This is a genomic window from Bradyrhizobium centrolobii (assembly GCF_001641635.1).
GTDB lineage: Bacteria > Pseudomonadota > Alphaproteobacteria > Rhizobiales > Xanthobacteraceae > Bradyrhizobium > Bradyrhizobium centrolobii.
This window is the reverse complement of sequence record NZ_LUUB01000094.1, coordinates 18157-33675: the sequence shown is the minus strand read 5'-3', so window position 1 is coordinate 33675 and position 15519 is coordinate 18157. Positions and strand designations below refer to the sequence as shown.

Here is a 15519-nt window from a genome sequence, read left to right as displayed (position 1 = left end):
AATCAGCCGGCGATCGCGGCGGGCAGCCGCCGCGCGGGCCCACGCCTGGCCATGCGCTCGTGCATGGTCCGCAAATCTCCCGCGCAGGCCGCGATTTCCTGCTCGAAGCGTTGCTGCAACAGTCCGTCGAGGAAGGCGACCGCGGGCGACGGCGTCAGTTTTGCGCGCGTCGTTCCGTCGCGGCTCTTGCGGCGATCAAGGTGAATGGCAGAGGCGACGGCGCAGGCCTGCGGAATGTCACACGCGAGCAGGGCCGCAAGCTCTTCATGACTTAGCCAGATCTGCGGCACGCTGAAACACTCCCGCCACTAAACAATCGCTTTTCGTCCAGAAATCTGACTTTTTGTTTAAGATCGGTCACAGCAACGATAAGAAACATACCTACAAGGAGGGCAACAGGCTTCGTAGACGCGGGCGGTGGGCTGCTGTCCGGTCGAATGTTGCAAGTCGGCCTGTTCTTGTTTTTTGTTTTTGGGGGTTGAAATGCGCGCGACAAATCCGATCGAACCGGAGTGCCTTGAGTCCGCGCTGCTAGGGTCGAACGCGAATGTCTACGATCTCGGCCTGAAACAGGACGAAGCCATCCGGCTTCGGCGCATCAAGGATCTTGAACACGAGAACGCGCTGTTGATGCGCATGGTGTCGGAGACTCAGATCGAGATCGCACGCCTGCGTGAGCTCTTGTCCTCGAACTGAAGCGATCCGCTCGTCCGTCCTCGAAGGCGGGCGATAACACTGCCCTCGTCATCGAACGGTCAGGACGCCTGCGCCTTTCTGCCGGCGCGTCGACGCATTCGGCTGAACCGATCCGGGGAGGGCGCTTCTTGCGCGAACCGGGCGCCCTTGCGCGTCGTTGCGCGACAACTGCCGCGTAATTTCGCGGCGTCGACTGAAAACTCCCGCGATCGACTGCGTCTGTTTTCGCGATCGCGGTGCGCGCAGCGTCTACTCAGCAGGAACCGCACATTGATCCGCGCCGGTGGCGCGGCAGGCGTGCAGGCGCTGCAAGGCGCCGCGCAGGCCTGTCTGGGCGTGCGTCAGCTTGGTGTGAACGAACAGCATGCGATTGAAGAATTCCCTGGCGATCGCATGCTGTCTGATCTGGTCCACCGTTCTAGGCGGCTGCGGATTCGTGCCGATGGCCGGGCCGGCGAGTCTCGACGTCAAGAACGAGAATACGACGGTGCTGCCGTTTGCCGTCGTCAAGCTCAATCCCGAGGTCGTCCAGGTGCTCGAAAAATACGAGCCCAATGGATTGCCCGGAATTCTGGCCGATACGCGTCCTCCTTCGAGCATCAAGTTCGGCATCGGCGACATCATCAGCGTCACGATCTTCGAGGCCTCGGCGGGCGGGCTCTACGTGCCGCTGGAGGCCGGCGTGCGCCCGGGCAACTATGTGAACCTGCCCGATCAGGCCGTCGACAATGACGGCAACATCACGGTGCCCTACGCCGGCCGGATCCGCGCGGCGGGCCGCACCAATGTGCAGGTCCAGGAGGACATCCTCCAGCAGATCAAGAAGCGCGCGATCGATCCGCAGGTGGTGGTCACGTCGAGCCAGCAGCGCTCTTCGCTCGTCAGCGTGTTCGGCGAGGTCAGGACGCCGGTGCGCTTCCCGATGCCGTTGGCCGGCGCGCAGGATCGCATCACAGACGCGATCACGCGCGCAGGCGGCATCAGCGGGGCCGGCTGGGAGACCTGGGTCGTGCTGGAGCGTAACGGCAAGCGCGCCACCGTGCCGTTCGGCAATCTCGTCTATTTTCCGTCGAGCAACATCTTCGTGCAGCCCGGCGATCGCATCTATCTCTACCGCGAGCCGATGAAATTCATTGCCTTCGGCGCCACCGGCCAGCAGGGGGAGTTCAATTTCGATGCATGGCGGATAAACCTGACGCAGGCGGTGGCGAAGGCGCGCGGGCTGCTCGATCTCCAGGCCGACCCGGCATCGGTCTTCCTTTATCGGCGCGAGCCGCGCGAGGTCGCGCAGCGGCTCGGCGTCGACTGCTCGAAGTTCGACGGCGATTCCGTGCCGATCGTCTTCAACGTCAACTTCCAGGACCCGGCCGGATATTTCATCGCGACCAAGCTGTCGATGCGGCCCTTCGACGTGCTCTACGCCGCCAACGCGCCGCAGGTCGATATCACGAAGGTCCTGAACTTCATCAACACGACGCTGGTCACCGCGGAAAGCGGCGTGACTCTGGTCAACAACATCAGATTCCCCGGGCCGACGTCCTCGACGACGACTATCACCACCATCGGGCCGTGAGCACGAAGCTTGCGGGCGCGTGGGGCGGGCGGATCGTGCCTTGACGGCGAGATTGCAAATGTTACTCATGCAACGAGATATTGAGCCGGTCGCACCGAATTATGTTAATGTGACCGTGGCCAGCTGAGCGGGCACGTTGGCGAGCGGAGGAACGGGGCGTGAGCCGAGCTTTGCATGGGTTCGAAGGCGCAGGCGAACGCTTGCTGCTGGCCGGCTTCGTCGCGCTCGCGACGGCGGGACCTGTTTCCGCCCAGTCCCTCGGTCCGGCCAAGCCGCCGGCGGAGCGGCAGGGCACGATCATCGGCGGTCAGCCGACGACCAATATCGAACGCTGCGTCGATGTGCAGATAGGGAACGAGAGCGCGTTCGGCTGCCTCAATCAGAAACTCCGCCGCGAGGTGGACAAGGTCAACCCGTCCTTCAACATGCCGCCGATCGATGCGCGCTCGCCCGACGTGCGCGTCGGCAACGTCAATGAGGCCGCCGTTCGCCAGCAATACGGCTCCAACTACGGTCGTTCGGCCATTCCCTATCGGCCGCCGTCCATTCCGACCAACGTGTTGCCGCACCGCTGATGTCGGGATCCTCGTCACAGCAGAAGGGCATTCGTGCGGCAGGCCGGTGGGCATCGACCGCGCTGTGTCTGCTCCTCATCCTGACCGGCGAAGTGCGCGCGGAAGACAACGAGAATACCCCCAAGACCGTCCCCAGTGACGCCGCCGCTGCCGCCGACGAGGCCGATCAGGACATGCCGGCCCCCTTGGTGCTCGAACCGGTTGCGCCGAGGCCGCTCACGGCCGCCGACTTTCCTCCGTCGAATCCGCTTCTTGGCAACTACACCTACCGCACCAGCGCGATGTTCGGCCGCGATTGGCGCGCCGGCCGCGCGCAATACCGGCAGCTCATCGAGCGAGAGTCGCTGGCGTTCGGCCTGCCGCCGGCGCTCGTCGACGCGGTGATGGCGGTCGAGAGCCGCTACAATTCGGCCGTGGTCGGCATGGACGGCGAGGTCGGGCTGATGCAGGTGATGCTGCCGACCGCGCGGATGATGGGCTTTACCGGAACGTCAGCGGAGCTCGCCGCCCCAGAGGTCAATGTTCACTACGGCGTTCAATACCTCGCCGGGGCCTGGCGTCGCGCCGCCGGCGATCTTTGCACAGCGACGATGAAATATCGCGCCGGACACGGCGAGACGCGATTCTCCTTCCTGTCGGTGGAGTATTGCATGCGCGTGCGTGCGCATCTTGCTGCGAATGGCATTGCCGTCACGGGCTCCGTTCCCCAGCCGAGTTTCGGAAGGCCGTCCGGGGGCGGCGGATCGGTCCGTGGCCGTGTCCCGCTGGCGATCAGCAACGTCAATTTCGCGGCGCTCAACACCCGCCTGCGTGGCTTGGTCGAGCGCAAGCCCGATCTGCGCTGAGGAAGAGGGCGCGGCCCTAAGGTCAGGCGCGGCGCATCATGCCCGCTTTTTGGCGTTGGAAGGGCGCCGCCGCCGGACCGCTGGCGCCGGACGGCTCGTTGCAAGCGCCTGGCCGATGGCACGCCAGCATTTCACGGCATCGCGGAACGCGTGTTCATGCGCGGCGCTTCGGGCGCGCCAGTCCATCAGTTGCTCTGCGTCGGCAAGCGTCGCCTCGCCCGACTTGAGGCGCATGATCCATGAAAGGGCTTCACGGATTAAGGGATCTAAGTGATCGACCTGATGGCTTCGCTTCGTCACGATCCAGCGCTTTCCCGCAGACGCCGGTCGCGAGCGGATGCTCCCGATCGACATATCTCTGTACGTAAGACGATGCGGGACGCTGACAAGCGAATTTGACGCGGGTGGGATGTTTGAGGCGATCGGCGCAATGTTCGACCGCCTGCTTGAGGTCGGTTTCGACCGTGCGGACGGTGACGCCGAGCAGCGCGGCGATCTCGCGGTTCGGCATGCCGTCGATGCGCGAGAGCATCAGGACGCGCCGCCGCCGCTCGGGGAGCTCGGCGATCGCGTGCCGCAGCAGGTTGATCTCGGAGCGGTCTTCGATCACGCGGGCGGCGTCGGGCCGGTCATCGGGAATCTCGAGCAGGCTGTCCACCTCGTCGGCGGTGAGGCGGCGCTTCTCGGCGCGGCGGCGGTCGCTGGCGATGTTGAGCGCAATCCGAAACAGATAGGCCTTCGGGCTGCGCACCGGCCCGATCTCCCGCATGCCCTCAAGACGAAGATAGGTCTCGTTGAGCGCCTCGGAAGCGAGGTCCGGCGAGCCCAGGCGCCGCGTCAACCGCCGGTCGAAGTCGACATACTCGGCGAGCAGCAGGCTGCGCAAGCTGGTGATGTTATCGATGGTCATGTACGCCCCACTTCACTCAGTCCCCAAATTACGCGGGACCGTAGTGAGGCCGCACAACGGTAATGTGACGAATAGTTAGTGACTAACAGAGTTGGAATGATAGTAGCGTTATGTTGCGCGGAATCATCACAGAGGCGATTGGTGCATATCACAAGTGATCGCGAAAATTTTTTCGCAAGCGTCTCCCGCGCGACGTCTACCGGATAAGGCCCGACAGGACGGTTCGTTCCGGTCGGTTCGGGCTGTCCGAAGTACACTGCGGCCGCGCGTGAGCCGACCGCAATGCGAGCATGATATCGAGGCTTAGGTGAATTCGCGTGGTCTGTATGAGAGGAGCGCGCGCCGCCATACGCCGCTGCCATTGCACGCCGTGCGGAAGGGCCGGCTCGTTGCGGCGCGCGCTTCGCATCTTGCCGTCTGCGGCCTGATCGTTTGCGCGATCTGCGCGGGGCCGGCGGCGGCGAAATCCGAGTCCGATGCGAGCAAGCCGGCTGCGGCGAAGCCTTCGGCCGCCGGCGCCAAGCCTGCCAAGGGCGGCGCAGAGGCCGCAAAGCCCGCGGCGCCGGAAGCGCATTTCGATATCGACGAGTATCGTGTCGAGGGGGCGGACAATCTGCCGCAGATCGAGGTCGAGGCCGCGGTCTATCCCTTCCTTGGTCCGAACAAGAGCGCGCAGGATGTCGAGAAGGCGCGCGCGGCAGTGGAGAAGGCCTATCACGACAAGGGCCTCCAGACCGTCAGCGTCGCGGTGCCGCAGCAGGATGCGCAGCGCGGCTTCGTCGTGCTCAAGGTCACCGAGAACCGGATCGGGCGCCTGCGCGTCAAGGGCTCGCGCTATTTCGATCTCGACAACATCAAGAGTAGCGCGCCCTCGCTGAAGGAAGGATCGCTGCCGAATTTCCAGTCGGTCACGAAAGACATTGTTGCCCTGAATCGCTGGCCGGATCGTCGCATCACACCCGCGCTGCGGGCGGGCGTCGCGCCCGGCACGGTCGATGTCGATCTCAATGTCGAGGATACGTATCCGCTCCACGGCAGCATCGAGCTGAATAACAAGCAGAGCCCCAGCACCACGCCGCTGCGCAACATTATCTCGATGCGCTACGACGATCTGTGGCAGCTCGGCCATTCCATGACCTGGACCTATCAGTTCGCGCCGATGAATCCCAAGGACGCGATGGTCGTGTCCGGATCATATCTGGCGCGCACCGAGATCGATTGGCTCAGCGTGATGGTCTACGGTCTGTCGTCGGACAGTTCGGTCGCGACCGTCGGCGGCTCGAACGTCGTCGGCCCTGGTCAGGTGGTCGGGGGTCGCGCGGTGCTGACGCTGCCGTCCAAGGGCGAGTTGTTCCACACGCTGTCGCTCGGCGTCGACTACAAGGATTTCAAGCAGACGCTGAGGCTCGGCTCGGATGCCTTCGACTCGCCCGTGACCTATGTGCCGCTGGTCGGCACCTATGGTGCGACCTGGCAGGGTGAGGGCCGGCTCACGCAGCTCAACGCCACCATTACTGCCGGCCTGCGCGGCATCGGCTCCAGCCGCGACGAGTTCGACGCCAAGCGGTTCGACGCGACCGCGAGCTTCATCACGCTGCATGCCGACATCTCCCACACGCAGGATTTCGCCGGGGGCTTCCAGCTCTACGCCAGGCTCCAGGGCCAGGCGGCGGACCAGCCGCTGGTGTCCAGCGAGCAGTTCAGTCTCGGCGGACAGGACACGGTGCGCGGCTATCTCGAATCCGAGGTGCTCGGCGACTATGGCGTTGCGGGCACGCTGGAGCTGCGCACGCCAAATCTCGCGCAGTATCTCGAGCAGAAGCTGCCCAATCCGCTCGGCGACCCCATAAAGTACAATGCCTTCGACGACTGGCGTTTCTTTGCGTTCGCCGACGCTGGCAATGCCAGGATCCACGAGCCGCTGCCCGATCAGCAGTCGCATTTCGACCTCGCGAGCTATGGCGTTGGTATGCGCATGAAGTCGCTTCGCTACCTCAACAGCATCGTTTTCGTCGGCATGCCGCTGACCAGCCAGCAGGTCACTGTCGCCAATCATCCACGGTTCGGCTTTCGCGTCTGGGGAGAATTCTAGATGTCGCTCCTTCGCTTTGGATCACGATTTGGCCTGAGCGCGCCTTTGATGCTCGTGCTCGTTCTTCTCGCCGCGCTGTGGCCGAGGCCTGCGGCGGCGTGGTGGAACGATCAGTGGACGCTGCGCAAGAAGATCACGATCGACACCGGTGCGTCGGGCGCCGGCGTCAGCGACGCCATCGGCACGACGCCGATCCTGGTCCGCCTGCATGTCGGCAATTTCCGCTTCGGCGCGGCGAAGGAGGACGGCGGCGATCTTCGCTTCGTCGCCGGCGACGACAAGACGCCGCTCAAGCATCATGTCGAGAAATACGACTCGCTGCTCGGCGAGGCGCTGGTTTGGGTCAGCGTTCCCGATCTGAAGCCCGGCACCAAGAATGACATCTGGCTCTACTACGGAAACCAGAAGGCGCCGACTGCGGTCGATGCGAAGGGCACCTACGATCCCGATACGCTGCTGGTCTATCATTTCAACGATCGCTCGACGCCGGCGCAGGACATCACGGCCTGGGCGAACACCGCGCTGAACGCGGTGCCGGCTGCCGATGGCGCGATCATCGGGCAGGGCGCGCGCTTCGACGGTCAGACCGCGCTGACGCTTCCTGGCTCGCCCTCGCTCGTGGTCGCGGAAGGCGGCGAGCTGACATGGTCACTCTGGGTCAAGATGACCGCGCCGCAGCCCGGCGCCGTGCTGTTCGCGCGCACCGAGGGCGCGAACGGGCTCACGGTCGGACTGGACAATGGCGTTGCGTTCGTCGAGGTCGCGAACGGCGGCAACACGCAGCGCAGCGCCGGTGGCGCGGCAATCGCGGCCGGAAGCTGGCATCAGATCGCGTTCACGGCCAAGGGCAGCCAGATCACGCTCTATGTCGACGGCAACCAGGCCGCGACGCTCGCCGCGGGTCTGCCGACGATGACCGGCGCGGCCCAGCTTGGCCGGGCCGCGCCGCCAGCGGCTCCGGCCGCGGATGCGTCGTCGTCGGCCGCCCCCGCAGCCGACGCGACGCAGGCAACGCCGCCAGCGGCAGCCCCGGCAGGCTCAGTCGCAGGATTTGCCGGCGACGTCGACGAACTCGAGATTGCCAAGGTCGCGCGCCCCGCAGGCTTCATCAGGCTCGCGGCGATCGGGCAGGGACCCGACCAAGCCAAGCTGATCTCCTTCAGCGTCGACGAGGAAACGTCGGGCTGGTTCAGCGGCGGTTATTTCGGCGTGATCCTGCGCTCGGTCACGCTCGACGGCTGGGTCGTCATCGGCCTGCTCGCGATCATGGCGTTCATCAGCTGGTACGTCATGGTCGATCGCGTCTCGTACCTGAACCGGGTCGCGGCCGGCAACAAGATCTTCCTCAAGCATTTCCGCGAGACGTCGACTGATATCGGCGGTCTGCTTCAGCTCGACAGCCAGGAGAACGATCCGAGCTTCGGCGGCGAGCTCGGTGCGAAGCAGCGCAAGACGGTCCACGCCGCGCCGCTCTATCGCCTGTTCGCCGCCGGCGCGCACGAGATCCGGCGGCGCTTCTCCGGCAACGGCGGCTTCCGCCGGCTGTCGCCGCAGGCGATCCAGTCGATCCGCGCCGTGCTCGACAGCGGCTTCGTGCAGGAGAACCAGCGCCTCAACCGCCTGATGGTGATGCTGACGATCGCGATCTCCGGCGGTCCGTTCCTCGGCCTGCTCGGCACCGTCGTCGGCGTCATGATCACCTTCGCGGCGATCGCCGCCAGCGGCGACGTCAACGTCAACGCGATCGCACCGGGCATCGCGGCCGCGCTGGTCGCCACCGTTGCCGGCCTCGGCGTCGCGATCCCGTCGCTGTTTGCCTACAACTACCTGACGATCCGCATCAAGGACGTGAGCAGCGAGATGCAGGTCTTCGTCGATGAGTTCATCACGAGGATCGCGGAGTCCTACGAACTGCCGGACGAGCCGGTGAAGCAGGCGGCGGAGTGATCCCATGCAAGTTCAGTCCGAAAGCAAGCCGTACGACGACATCAACATCACGCCGATGCTCGATCTCGCCTATGTGCTCCTGGTGATCTTCATCATCATGACCACCGCGACCGTGCAGGGCATGAAGGTGAACCTGCCGAAGGCCAGCGCGGCGCCGAGCCTGGCGCAGCAGACCACGAAGGCGATCACGGTCGCCAATGACGGCAAGCTGTTCCTCGATACGATTCCCGTGACGCTGCCCGAGCTCGAGCAACGGCTGGTGCAGCAGCGCGCGCTGACGCCCGAGTTTCCGATCGTGGTGCGCGGCGACAGCCAGACCCAGTACCAGAACGTCGTCGACGTGCTCGATCTGCTGGGCCGCCTCAACTTCACCCAGGTCGGCATGGCGACCAAGCCGGCGGCGCGATGAGACGCGACGATGGCCTTCGGCGACGACAGCAACGACGACGATGGCCCGCCGGCATGGCGGCGCTATCTGCTGCTGGGCGGCTCGGCCCTCGTTCTGATCGCGCTGATGGTCGGCGGCATCATCCTGGTGATGAGCGGCGACAAGGATCGGCCGCGCAAGGTGAACGAGCTTCAGGTGACGATGATCGTTCCACCGCCGCCGCCTCCGCCTCCACCGCCGCCTCCCGAGCAGCAGCCGGAACAGCAGCCCGAGCAGAAGGTGATGGAGCAGACGCCGGTCAAGGACGTCGTCGAGGAGAAGCCCGTCGACATTCCCAAGGACGCGCCGCCCGATGCGGGACCGGACCCGACGCCGGGGCCGCCGGATCTTGGCCTCGGCAACGGGCCGGGCAGTGGTGGTCTGGCGCAGGGCAAAGGTCGTGGTGGCGGCGGAGGCGGCGGCAACAGCCGCTTCGGCTGGTACGCGAGCATGCTGCAGTCGCAGATCGAAGCCCGTTGGCAAGCGAACGAAAAAACGCGCTACGCCGTGATGCGGTCCGAAGTCAGAGTGTGGCTCGACAGTTCGGGCAAAGTCACCCGCGTGCAGCTGTCGCCATCGACGGGGGACAGCGCGCTCGATGCAGAGATCCGCGACCAGGTGGTGGGCGGCATGCGCGTGCGCGAACCGCCGCCCAAGGACATGCCGATGCCGATCATTACCCGCTTCTCGGCCCGAAGCCCGAGCTGAGCGCGGTGAGACGAGTGACCGTGAGTGAGTTGAGAGCAGAAGAGGTGACGTCATGTGGCGTGAAATGAAGACGCGAGAGCTGGCAGCGACGGCTTTGATGCTGATCGCGTTCGCAGCCCCCGCCGCGGCGCAGGACGACGGGATGCCGCAGGGCAAGCGTCCGACCGTGTCGCGCGACGCGCCGCCATCGTCGAACGCGACGGTCAACCTGATCAATCTCTTGGTGAAGCAGGGGACGCTCACCGAGGAGCAGGCGGCTGCGCTGATCAAGCAGGCCGATGACGAGGCCTACGTCGCCCGCCAGGCCACACGCGATGCGACGGCGAAGGCGGAAGGTGCGGAGAAGAAGGCAACGACCGCCGCCGATGCGGTTTCGCCGCCCGGTACCAAACGCGTGACTTACGTTCCCGAAATCGTCAAGAAGCAGCTGCGCGAAGAGATCAGGGCCGAGGTCATGGACCGCGCCCACAAGGAGAACTGGGCTTCACCGGGCATGTATCCGGAGTGGGCGCAGCGGATCCGCTTCTACGGCGACATCCGCGCGCGCTATGAGGGGGACCATTTTCCGGCTGGAAACGCACCGCTCACCAATTTCAACGCCATCAACACGGGGTCTCCATTCCAGGAGGACAACTCTGCCATCCCTAACCCCTATTTTCCGCCGACTTATAATGTCTCGCAGGATCGCAATCGTTTCCGTTTCCGGGCCAGGCTCGGCGCCGATGTCGATCTGTTCGATGGCTTCACTGCGGGTCTGAGGATCGCGACGGGCGATAGCAGCTCACCGGTCTCGACCAATCAGACGTTCGGCGGCAATGGCGGTGATTTCTCGAAATACGCGGTCTGGCTCGATCGAGCATTCATCAAGTATCAGCCCGTGCAGGATGTCGTGGCTTCGATCGGTCGGTTCGACAACCCGTTCTGGTCGCCCACCGATCTGGTGTGGTACAACCATCTCGGCTTCGACGGCTTTGCCGTGCAGGCCACGCACGAGGTGGACGAGGGCTTCACACCGTTCTTCGTTGGCGGCGCCTTCCCCGTGTTCAACACCGATTTGAACGCCGGCCTGAACATCGCGGATCTGGAACGTAACAACGTCGTACCGGTCAAGCTACCAAGCCGCGACAAATGGCTGTTCGGTGCGCAGACCGGATTCGCCGCGAGGTTCGACGCCGAAACCAATCTGTCAATGGCGGTCGCCTACTACGATTTCACGAACGTCAGAGGACGCCTGTCGAGCGCGTGTCTTGTATATCTGGCGAGCGACACTTGCGATACCGATCTGCTTCGCCCGTCCTTTGCCCAGAAGGGCAACACCTATATGCGGTTGCGCAATATTCCGGACGTGCAATTCCCGGTGCAGACCCTAGCTTTCCAGTACTACGGCCTCGCCAGCGATTTCCGGCCTGTTGTCGCGAGCGCTCAGCTTGACTTCTCCCAATTCAATCCCATTCACGTCATTCTCGACGCGGAATACATCTGGAACACCGCGTTCGATCGGGCGGCTGTCGCTGCCGTTGCAGTGAACAATTTCGCTGGCGCACCGACTGGAGATGGTCCCTTCAACGGCGGCAACCAGGGCTGGCTTGCGCGCATGACGGTCGGCAACAAGGAGATCAAGCATCTCTGGGACTGGAACGCGCATGTCGGCTACAAATATCTTGAATCCGACGCGATGGTGGACGCGTTCGTCGACTCGGACTTTGGCCTCGGCGGCACCAACCTCAAGGGCTACTTCATCGGCGGCAATGTCGGGCTCGGCGAGAACATCTGGGCCTCGGTGCGCTGGATGAGCGCCAACAACATCGCCGGCCTGCCTTACGCCGTCGACATCGTCCAGCTCGATCTCAACGCGAGGTTCTGATCATGCGGCTGTTGCGTCTCTCATTCGTCACCGCATTGGCGCTGACGGTCGCCTCGACCGCCCATGCGGACCAGGAAAGCGATCGCTTGCGCGAGGCGCTGCGCAGCGCCACTGCGCAGGCCCGCACCGCCGAGGACCAGCGCGCCGCAGTGCAGGCCAAGCTGACCGCGGCCGAGCAGGAGCGCGATCGTCTGCGCAAGCAGAACGAGGCCTACCGTGCCCAGGTCAAGGAGGCCGAGCAGGCCTATCGGCAGGCGGTGAAGGATTTCAACGACCGCATCGCCGAACGCGACGATTCCCTGGAAAAGTGGAAGGGCGCCTATGGCGAGGCGGCGAACGTGGCGCGGACCAAGGATGCCGAGCGCGCCAAGCTCGAGAGCGAGGCGACGACATGGAAGGCGAGCGCCAAGGCCTGCGAGGCCAAGAACGTCCGCCTGGTGAAGATCGCCGACGATGCCGTCAAGCAATATGAGGCGATGGATCCGATGGAGAAGGTGCTCGACCACGATCCCGTGTTCGGATTGAAACGGGTCGAGCATCAGAACGCGGCCCAGGATTTTCGCGACAAGATCATCGAACAGAAGGCCAAGCCATGACCTGGAACGTTTTGAAACTCGCGATGCTCGCCGGCGCGCTGTGCGCCACGGTATCGTCGCCGGCGATGGCCCAGACACGCAATCCGCCCCAGCCCGCAGCCCCGCGCGCAGCAACGCCTGCGCCGGCCACGCCGTCACCGGTAGCGGCGCAGCCGGCTCCGGCAGGGCAGGACAATGCGGCCGTGAAGGGCGGCGAGGTCATCGCCCGGGTTGGCGACAGCGACGTCACGGCCGAGGAAGTGCGCGCCACCATGCAGCTTCTCGATGCACGCCAGCAGGCTGCGATGGCGCGCGATCCGGCGCTGCTCAGCCAGACCGTGCGCGCGATCCTTGCCAATCGCCTGGTGCTCAAGGAAGCGATGGCCAAGAAGTGGGATCAGCAGCCGGCTGTGGTGGCGCAGCTTGCGCGCGCACGCGACACCCTGATCGTCGAAACCTATCTGCAATCGGTGACGACGGTGGGCGACAATTATCCGAGCGATGCCGACATCAGAAGCGTGTACGAGGCGAACGCCAGCGCCTTCCTGGTTCCGCGGCGCTTCCGTCTGGCGCAGGTCGTGGTCAACCTCGCCAAGGATGCCGACAAGTCCACTGAGGACGCGGCGCGCAAGAAGCTCGACGACGTCGTCAGGAAGATCAAGCAGCCGGGCGCGGAGTTCGGCGCCATCGCGCGCAGCTCGTCCGACGATGCGTCGAGCGCGGGTCGGGAAGGGGAGATCGGCTGGGTGGCCGAGCCGGACCTGCGTACCGAAATCCGCGGTCAGGTCACCGGCCTGCCGAAATCGGGCATCACCGATCCGATCCGGCTCGAGGATGGCTGGCACGTCCTCAAGCTCCTCGACACCGAGGCGTCGCACACGCGGCCGCTCGCAGATGTGAGGGAGGGCCTGGTGCAGCGCATGAGGGCCGAGCGCGTCGAGGCCAACCGCCGTGCCTATGTGGCCGAATTGCTCAAGCAGACGCCGCCGGTCGTCAATGAGATCGCCTTGTCCAAATTGCTGGAGTCCAAATCCGATGCGAAGCCGGACGCTGTGCCGTCGCGCTAGAGTGCGGCGGATTCCGGATTTTGTGTCAGTTCAGTGACGGCGCGAATGCGCCGTCATGCGTCGGCGATACGTTAGTTAACGAACGATAAAAAATATCATAATTATGGTACAATCGGCGTGATATCGGGATCGCATACCGACCTCGGGGGCGAGCCGTGACCGATCTGACTAACGCGGGTGAATCGACGTCAGCGTTTGAGAGCCGCCCGCGAGCTCGCCTGGCCCTTCCGTTCAGCTTCATCGAGCCCCTGTTCGCAGCGGTCGATTGCGCCCTCATCGTCGCGGCAGGGGCTGTCGGCGGAATGATCTATCAGCGCGCGGTTGGCGGCAATGTCGGCGATGCCGGCTTCTATGCCGGGCTGGGCCTGGTGGCGAGCCTCGCCTATGTGCTGGTGGCGCACTTCCTCGGTCTCTATCGGCTGAACCTGCTCCTGGAAGACGAGCGCGACGGTGGGCGGGTGTGGGCCAGCTGGTGCCTCGCCGCGCTGGTTCTTGCGGTGCTGCTCTTCCTGTTCAAATCCGGTGGCGATGCCTCGCGCGGTGCGGTCGTATGTTTCTTCGCGATCGGCGGCGCCACCCTCCTGCTGACGCGCTGGCTGGGAAAGCGCTGCCTTCGATCGGCGCTCGTCGCTGGGACGATCCGCGGCCGCCGCGCGGTGGTGATCGGGACTCAGGCCGAGCTGGCGCAGTTCGCCAGGGGCGATCTCCTCACCAGGTTCGGCCTCGACGAGGCCGAGCGCATCGCCCTGCCGCGCAACGAGGTGCCAAGGCTGTCCTCGCCGAATGCCGTCCAGCACGATGAGGCGCTGATGAAGCGCATACGGGACGCCGCGGCGGAGGAGATCGTGCTGGCGCTGTCCTGGTCGAGCCCGCAGGACATCGAGGCCGTGCTCGACCAGTTACGCGTGATCCCGCTTCCCGTTCGCCTGCTGCCGGATCGCGCGGTGTCGACCGTGCTGCGCCGGCAGACCTCGATGCCCCAGCGGCTCTACATGGTCGAGGTGCAGCCGACGCCGCTGTCGACGCTCGATCGCCTGGCCAAGCGGCTGCTCGACATGATCGTGGCGGCGACGTCGCTGGCGTTGCTGTCGCCCGGGCTGGTCATCGTGGCGATCGCGATCAAGCTCGAGTCGAAAGGGCCAGTGATCTTCCGGCAGCGCCGCCACGGCTTCAACGGCAAGCCCTTCGTGATCTACAAATTGCGCAGCATGAGCGTGCAGGAAGATGGCGGCACGGTGGTGCAGGCGACCAGGCAGGATCCGCGCGTGACCCGCATCGGACGTCTGCTCCGCCAGACCAGCATCGACGAGCTGCCGCAATTGCTCAACGTGCTTCAGGGCGATATGTCGATCGTCGGGCCGCGCCCGCACGCGCTGGTGCACGACTACGAGTATGGCAGCATGATCGCGAACTACGCGTTCCGCCATCACGTGAAGCCGGGCATCACCGGCTGGGCGCAAGTCCACGGCTATCGCGGCGGTACGCCACAGCTCGAGCTCATGAAACGGCGGATTGCGCTCGATCTTTGGTATATTGATAACTGGAGCCTGATGCTCGATCTCTATATCATGTTCAGGACGGCATTCGAATTGATACGGTCGCGTAACGCATATTGACGTGAACCCGCGCGTCGCGCTGCGTCTCGAAACGATACAGAATAGTTAACATTGATTCATTGGTGAGCCCGGTTTGCGGTGTGTTCGACCGACACTGGGCTCAAGCCCTGTTGGTCTCACCGCGTGGTGTGTTTGCCCGTGCGGGTAATCATGGCTGCGGCTCGTCCGGCGGGCCTATTGAAAAGGTTCACGATTCGCGCTTACTAGACCCGGGCTGGCGCAATTCGGGCCTGAGGGGACCCATTATGGTTGGCAAGAGGCATGCCTCGGACGAGATTTCCGCCAAGCTGGCGCAGGCCAATGAACTCGCGGCCAAAGGCAAGACCCAACGTGAGATATCCAAGGCGCTTGGCGTCAGCATCATGACCTACCATCGCTGGAAGAAGATGCTCAAATCTTCCGAGCCGTCCCCCGACATGGGGCGCCGCGCCGCGGAAATTGTACCGCGTACCGTTACAACCGACGCGAGCTCCGAGGAGACCATCAAGCGGCTGGAGGTCGAGAATGCCCAGTTGCGGCGTCTCGTCACCGACATGCTCCTGGAAAAGCTGAAATATGAAGAAGAGCTGCGGGCGCGTCAGGCGCCGCGCATGCGGCGTCCGGACAACGGCTAGCGCAGGGCCG

The 15519-nt window shown here is 64.5% G+C and carries 17 protein-coding genes; 13 read left to right on the top strand and 4 right to left on the bottom strand.

Annotated features, from left to right (window positions below):
* Positions 1–2: 2 nt before the first annotated feature.
* A complete protein-coding gene (locus tag AYJ54_RS50030; protein WP_136624120.1) occupies positions 3–290 on the bottom strand; it encodes a hypothetical protein in 288 nt (95 codons plus the stop codon).
* Between the two features lie 193 nt (positions 291–483).
* Between AYJ54_RS50030 and AYJ54_RS34495 the strand changes: the two genes are divergently transcribed.
* A complete protein-coding gene (locus AYJ54_RS34495; protein ID WP_063706199.1) occupies positions 484–696 on the top strand; it encodes a hypothetical protein in 213 nt (70 codons plus the stop codon).
* 249 nt (positions 697–945) lie between these two features.
* On the opposite strand, the gene AYJ54_RS50920 is transcribed toward AYJ54_RS34495, so the two are convergent.
* Positions 946–1110, bottom strand: coding sequence for a hypothetical protein (locus AYJ54_RS50920; protein ID WP_161491928.1), 165 nt, complete (start codon positions 1108–1110; stop codon positions 946–948).
* Between the two features lie 28 nt (positions 1111–1138).
* On the opposite strand from AYJ54_RS50920, the gene AYJ54_RS34490 reads away from it, so the two are divergent.
* The 3 genes from AYJ54_RS34490 to AYJ54_RS34480 all read left to right on the top strand — a co-directional run bounded on the left by AYJ54_RS34490 (position 1139) and on the right by AYJ54_RS34480 (position 3689).
* Positions 1139–2269, top strand: coding sequence for a polysaccharide biosynthesis/export family protein (locus AYJ54_RS34490; protein WP_063706197.1), 1131 nt, complete (start codon positions 1139–1141; stop codon positions 2267–2269).
* A gap of 200 nt (positions 2270–2469) precedes the next feature.
* The gene (locus tag AYJ54_RS34485) at positions 2470–2844 is read left to right on the top strand and encodes a hypothetical protein (RefSeq protein ID WP_136624119.1); all 375 of its coding nucleotides are present in this window, start codon (positions 2470–2472) and stop codon (positions 2842–2844) included.
* A complete protein-coding gene (locus AYJ54_RS34480) occupies positions 2844–3689 on the top strand; it encodes a lytic transglycosylase domain-containing protein (protein ID WP_063706194.1) in 846 nt (281 codons plus the stop codon). Before AYJ54_RS34485 ends, AYJ54_RS34480 begins: the two co-directional genes overlap by 1 nt.
* A 36-nt stretch (positions 3690–3725) precedes the next feature.
* On the opposite strand, the gene AYJ54_RS54150 is transcribed toward AYJ54_RS34480, so the two are convergent.
* Together AYJ54_RS54150 and AYJ54_RS34470 are read right to left on the bottom strand one after the other, a co-directional pair.
* On the bottom strand, positions 3726–3923 hold the full coding sequence (locus AYJ54_RS54150; protein ID WP_063706192.1) for a DUF4880 domain-containing protein: 198 nt from the start codon (positions 3921–3923) through the stop codon (positions 3726–3728).
* Positions 3924–3939: 16 nt separating this feature from the next.
* On the bottom strand, positions 3940–4599 hold the full coding sequence (locus AYJ54_RS34470) for an RNA polymerase sigma factor (RefSeq protein WP_063706190.1): 660 nt from the start codon (positions 4597–4599) through the stop codon (positions 3940–3942).
* A gap of 307 nt (positions 4600–4906) precedes the next feature.
* Here AYJ54_RS34470 and AYJ54_RS34465 point away from each other — a divergent pair, with 307 nt between their 5' ends.
* The 9 genes from AYJ54_RS34465 (at position 4907) to AYJ54_RS34425 (ending at position 15509) form a co-directional block, all read left to right on the top strand.
* Positions 4907–6691, top strand: coding sequence for a ShlB/FhaC/HecB family hemolysin secretion/activation protein (locus tag AYJ54_RS34465; RefSeq protein WP_245329202.1), 1785 nt, complete (start codon positions 4907–4909; stop codon positions 6689–6691).
* Positions 6692–8638: a DUF2341 domain-containing protein gene (locus AYJ54_RS34460; protein ID WP_063706188.1), complete on the top strand. Its 1947-nt coding sequence runs from the start codon at positions 6692–6694 to the stop codon at positions 8636–8638.
* A gap of 4 nt (positions 8639–8642) precedes the next feature.
* A complete protein-coding gene (locus tag AYJ54_RS34455; protein ID WP_063706186.1) occupies positions 8643–9047 on the top strand; it encodes an ExbD/TolR family protein in 405 nt (134 codons plus the stop codon).
* Positions 9048–9056: 9 nt separating this feature from the next.
* A complete protein-coding gene (locus AYJ54_RS34450) occupies positions 9057–9773 on the top strand; it encodes a TonB family protein (protein WP_063706184.1) in 717 nt (238 codons plus the stop codon).
* Positions 9774–9825: 52 nt separating this feature from the next.
* Complete coding sequence (locus AYJ54_RS34445; protein WP_063706182.1) at positions 9826–11637, top strand: putative porin; 1812 nt, start codon at positions 9826–9828, stop codon at positions 11635–11637.
* A 2-nt stretch (positions 11638–11639) separates the two neighbouring features.
* Positions 11640–12233 carry a hypothetical protein gene (locus tag AYJ54_RS34440; protein ID WP_063706180.1) on the top strand — a complete coding sequence of 198 codons (594 nt, stop codon included), beginning with the start codon at positions 11640–11642 and terminating at the stop codon, positions 12231–12233.
* Positions 12230–13279 (top strand): peptidylprolyl isomerase, encoded by a 1050-nt coding sequence (locus tag AYJ54_RS34435; protein ID WP_063706179.1) that lies wholly within the window; start codon positions 12230–12232, stop codon positions 13277–13279. The genes AYJ54_RS34440 and AYJ54_RS34435 overlap by 4 nt, the downstream gene beginning before the upstream one ends.
* 155 nt (positions 13280–13434) lie before the next feature.
* Positions 13435–14895 carry an undecaprenyl-phosphate glucose phosphotransferase gene (locus AYJ54_RS34430; RefSeq protein WP_082905992.1) on the top strand — a complete coding sequence of 487 codons (1461 nt, stop codon included), beginning with the start codon at positions 13435–13437 and terminating at the stop codon, positions 14893–14895.
* A 245-nt stretch (positions 14896–15140) separates the two neighbouring features.
* Positions 15141–15509 carry a helix-turn-helix domain-containing protein gene (locus AYJ54_RS34425; RefSeq protein WP_063706177.1) on the top strand — a complete coding sequence of 123 codons (369 nt, stop codon included), beginning with the start codon at positions 15141–15143 and terminating at the stop codon, positions 15507–15509.
* Positions 15510–15519: the final 10 nt, after the last annotated feature.

Bases quoted from the DNA above. Each gene is read 5' to 3' on its own strand.
- AYJ54_RS34455 (WP_063706186.1), top strand. From the start codon at position 8,643: ATGCAAGTTCAGTCCGAAAGCAAGCCGTACGACGACATCAACATCACG.
- AYJ54_RS34440 (WP_063706180.1), top strand. From the start codon at position 11,640: ATGCGGCTGTTGCGTCTCTCATTCGTCACCGCATTGGCGCTGACGGTC.
- AYJ54_RS34460 (WP_063706188.1), top strand. From the start codon at position 6,692: ATGTCGCTCCTTCGCTTTGGATCACGATTTGGCCTGAGCGCGCCTTTG.
- AYJ54_RS54150 (WP_063706192.1), bottom strand. From the start codon at position 3,923: ATGCGCCTCAAGTCGGGCGAGGCGACGCTTGCCGACGCAGAGCAACTG.
- AYJ54_RS34470 (WP_063706190.1), bottom strand. From the start codon at position 4,599: ATGACCATCGATAACATCACCAGCTTGCGCAGCCTGCTGCTCGCCGAG.
- AYJ54_RS34425 (WP_063706177.1), top strand. From the start codon at position 15,141: ATGGTTGGCAAGAGGCATGCCTCGGACGAGATTTCCGCCAAGCTGGCG.
- AYJ54_RS34495 (WP_063706199.1), top strand. From the start codon at position 484: ATGCGCGCGACAAATCCGATCGAACCGGAGTGCCTTGAGTCCGCGCTG.
- AYJ54_RS34435 (WP_063706179.1), top strand. From the start codon at position 12,230: ATGACCTGGAACGTTTTGAAACTCGCGATGCTCGCCGGCGCGCTGTGC.
- AYJ54_RS34450 (WP_063706184.1), top strand. From the start codon at position 9,057: ATGGCCTTCGGCGACGACAGCAACGACGACGATGGCCCGCCGGCATGG.
- AYJ54_RS34480 (WP_063706194.1), top strand. From the start codon at position 2,844: ATGTCGGGATCCTCGTCACAGCAGAAGGGCATTCGTGCGGCAGGCCGG.
- AYJ54_RS34445 (WP_063706182.1), top strand. From the start codon at position 9,826: ATGTGGCGTGAAATGAAGACGCGAGAGCTGGCAGCGACGGCTTTGATG.
- AYJ54_RS34490 (WP_063706197.1), top strand. From the start codon at position 1,139: ATGGCCGGGCCGGCGAGTCTCGACGTCAAGAACGAGAATACGACGGTG.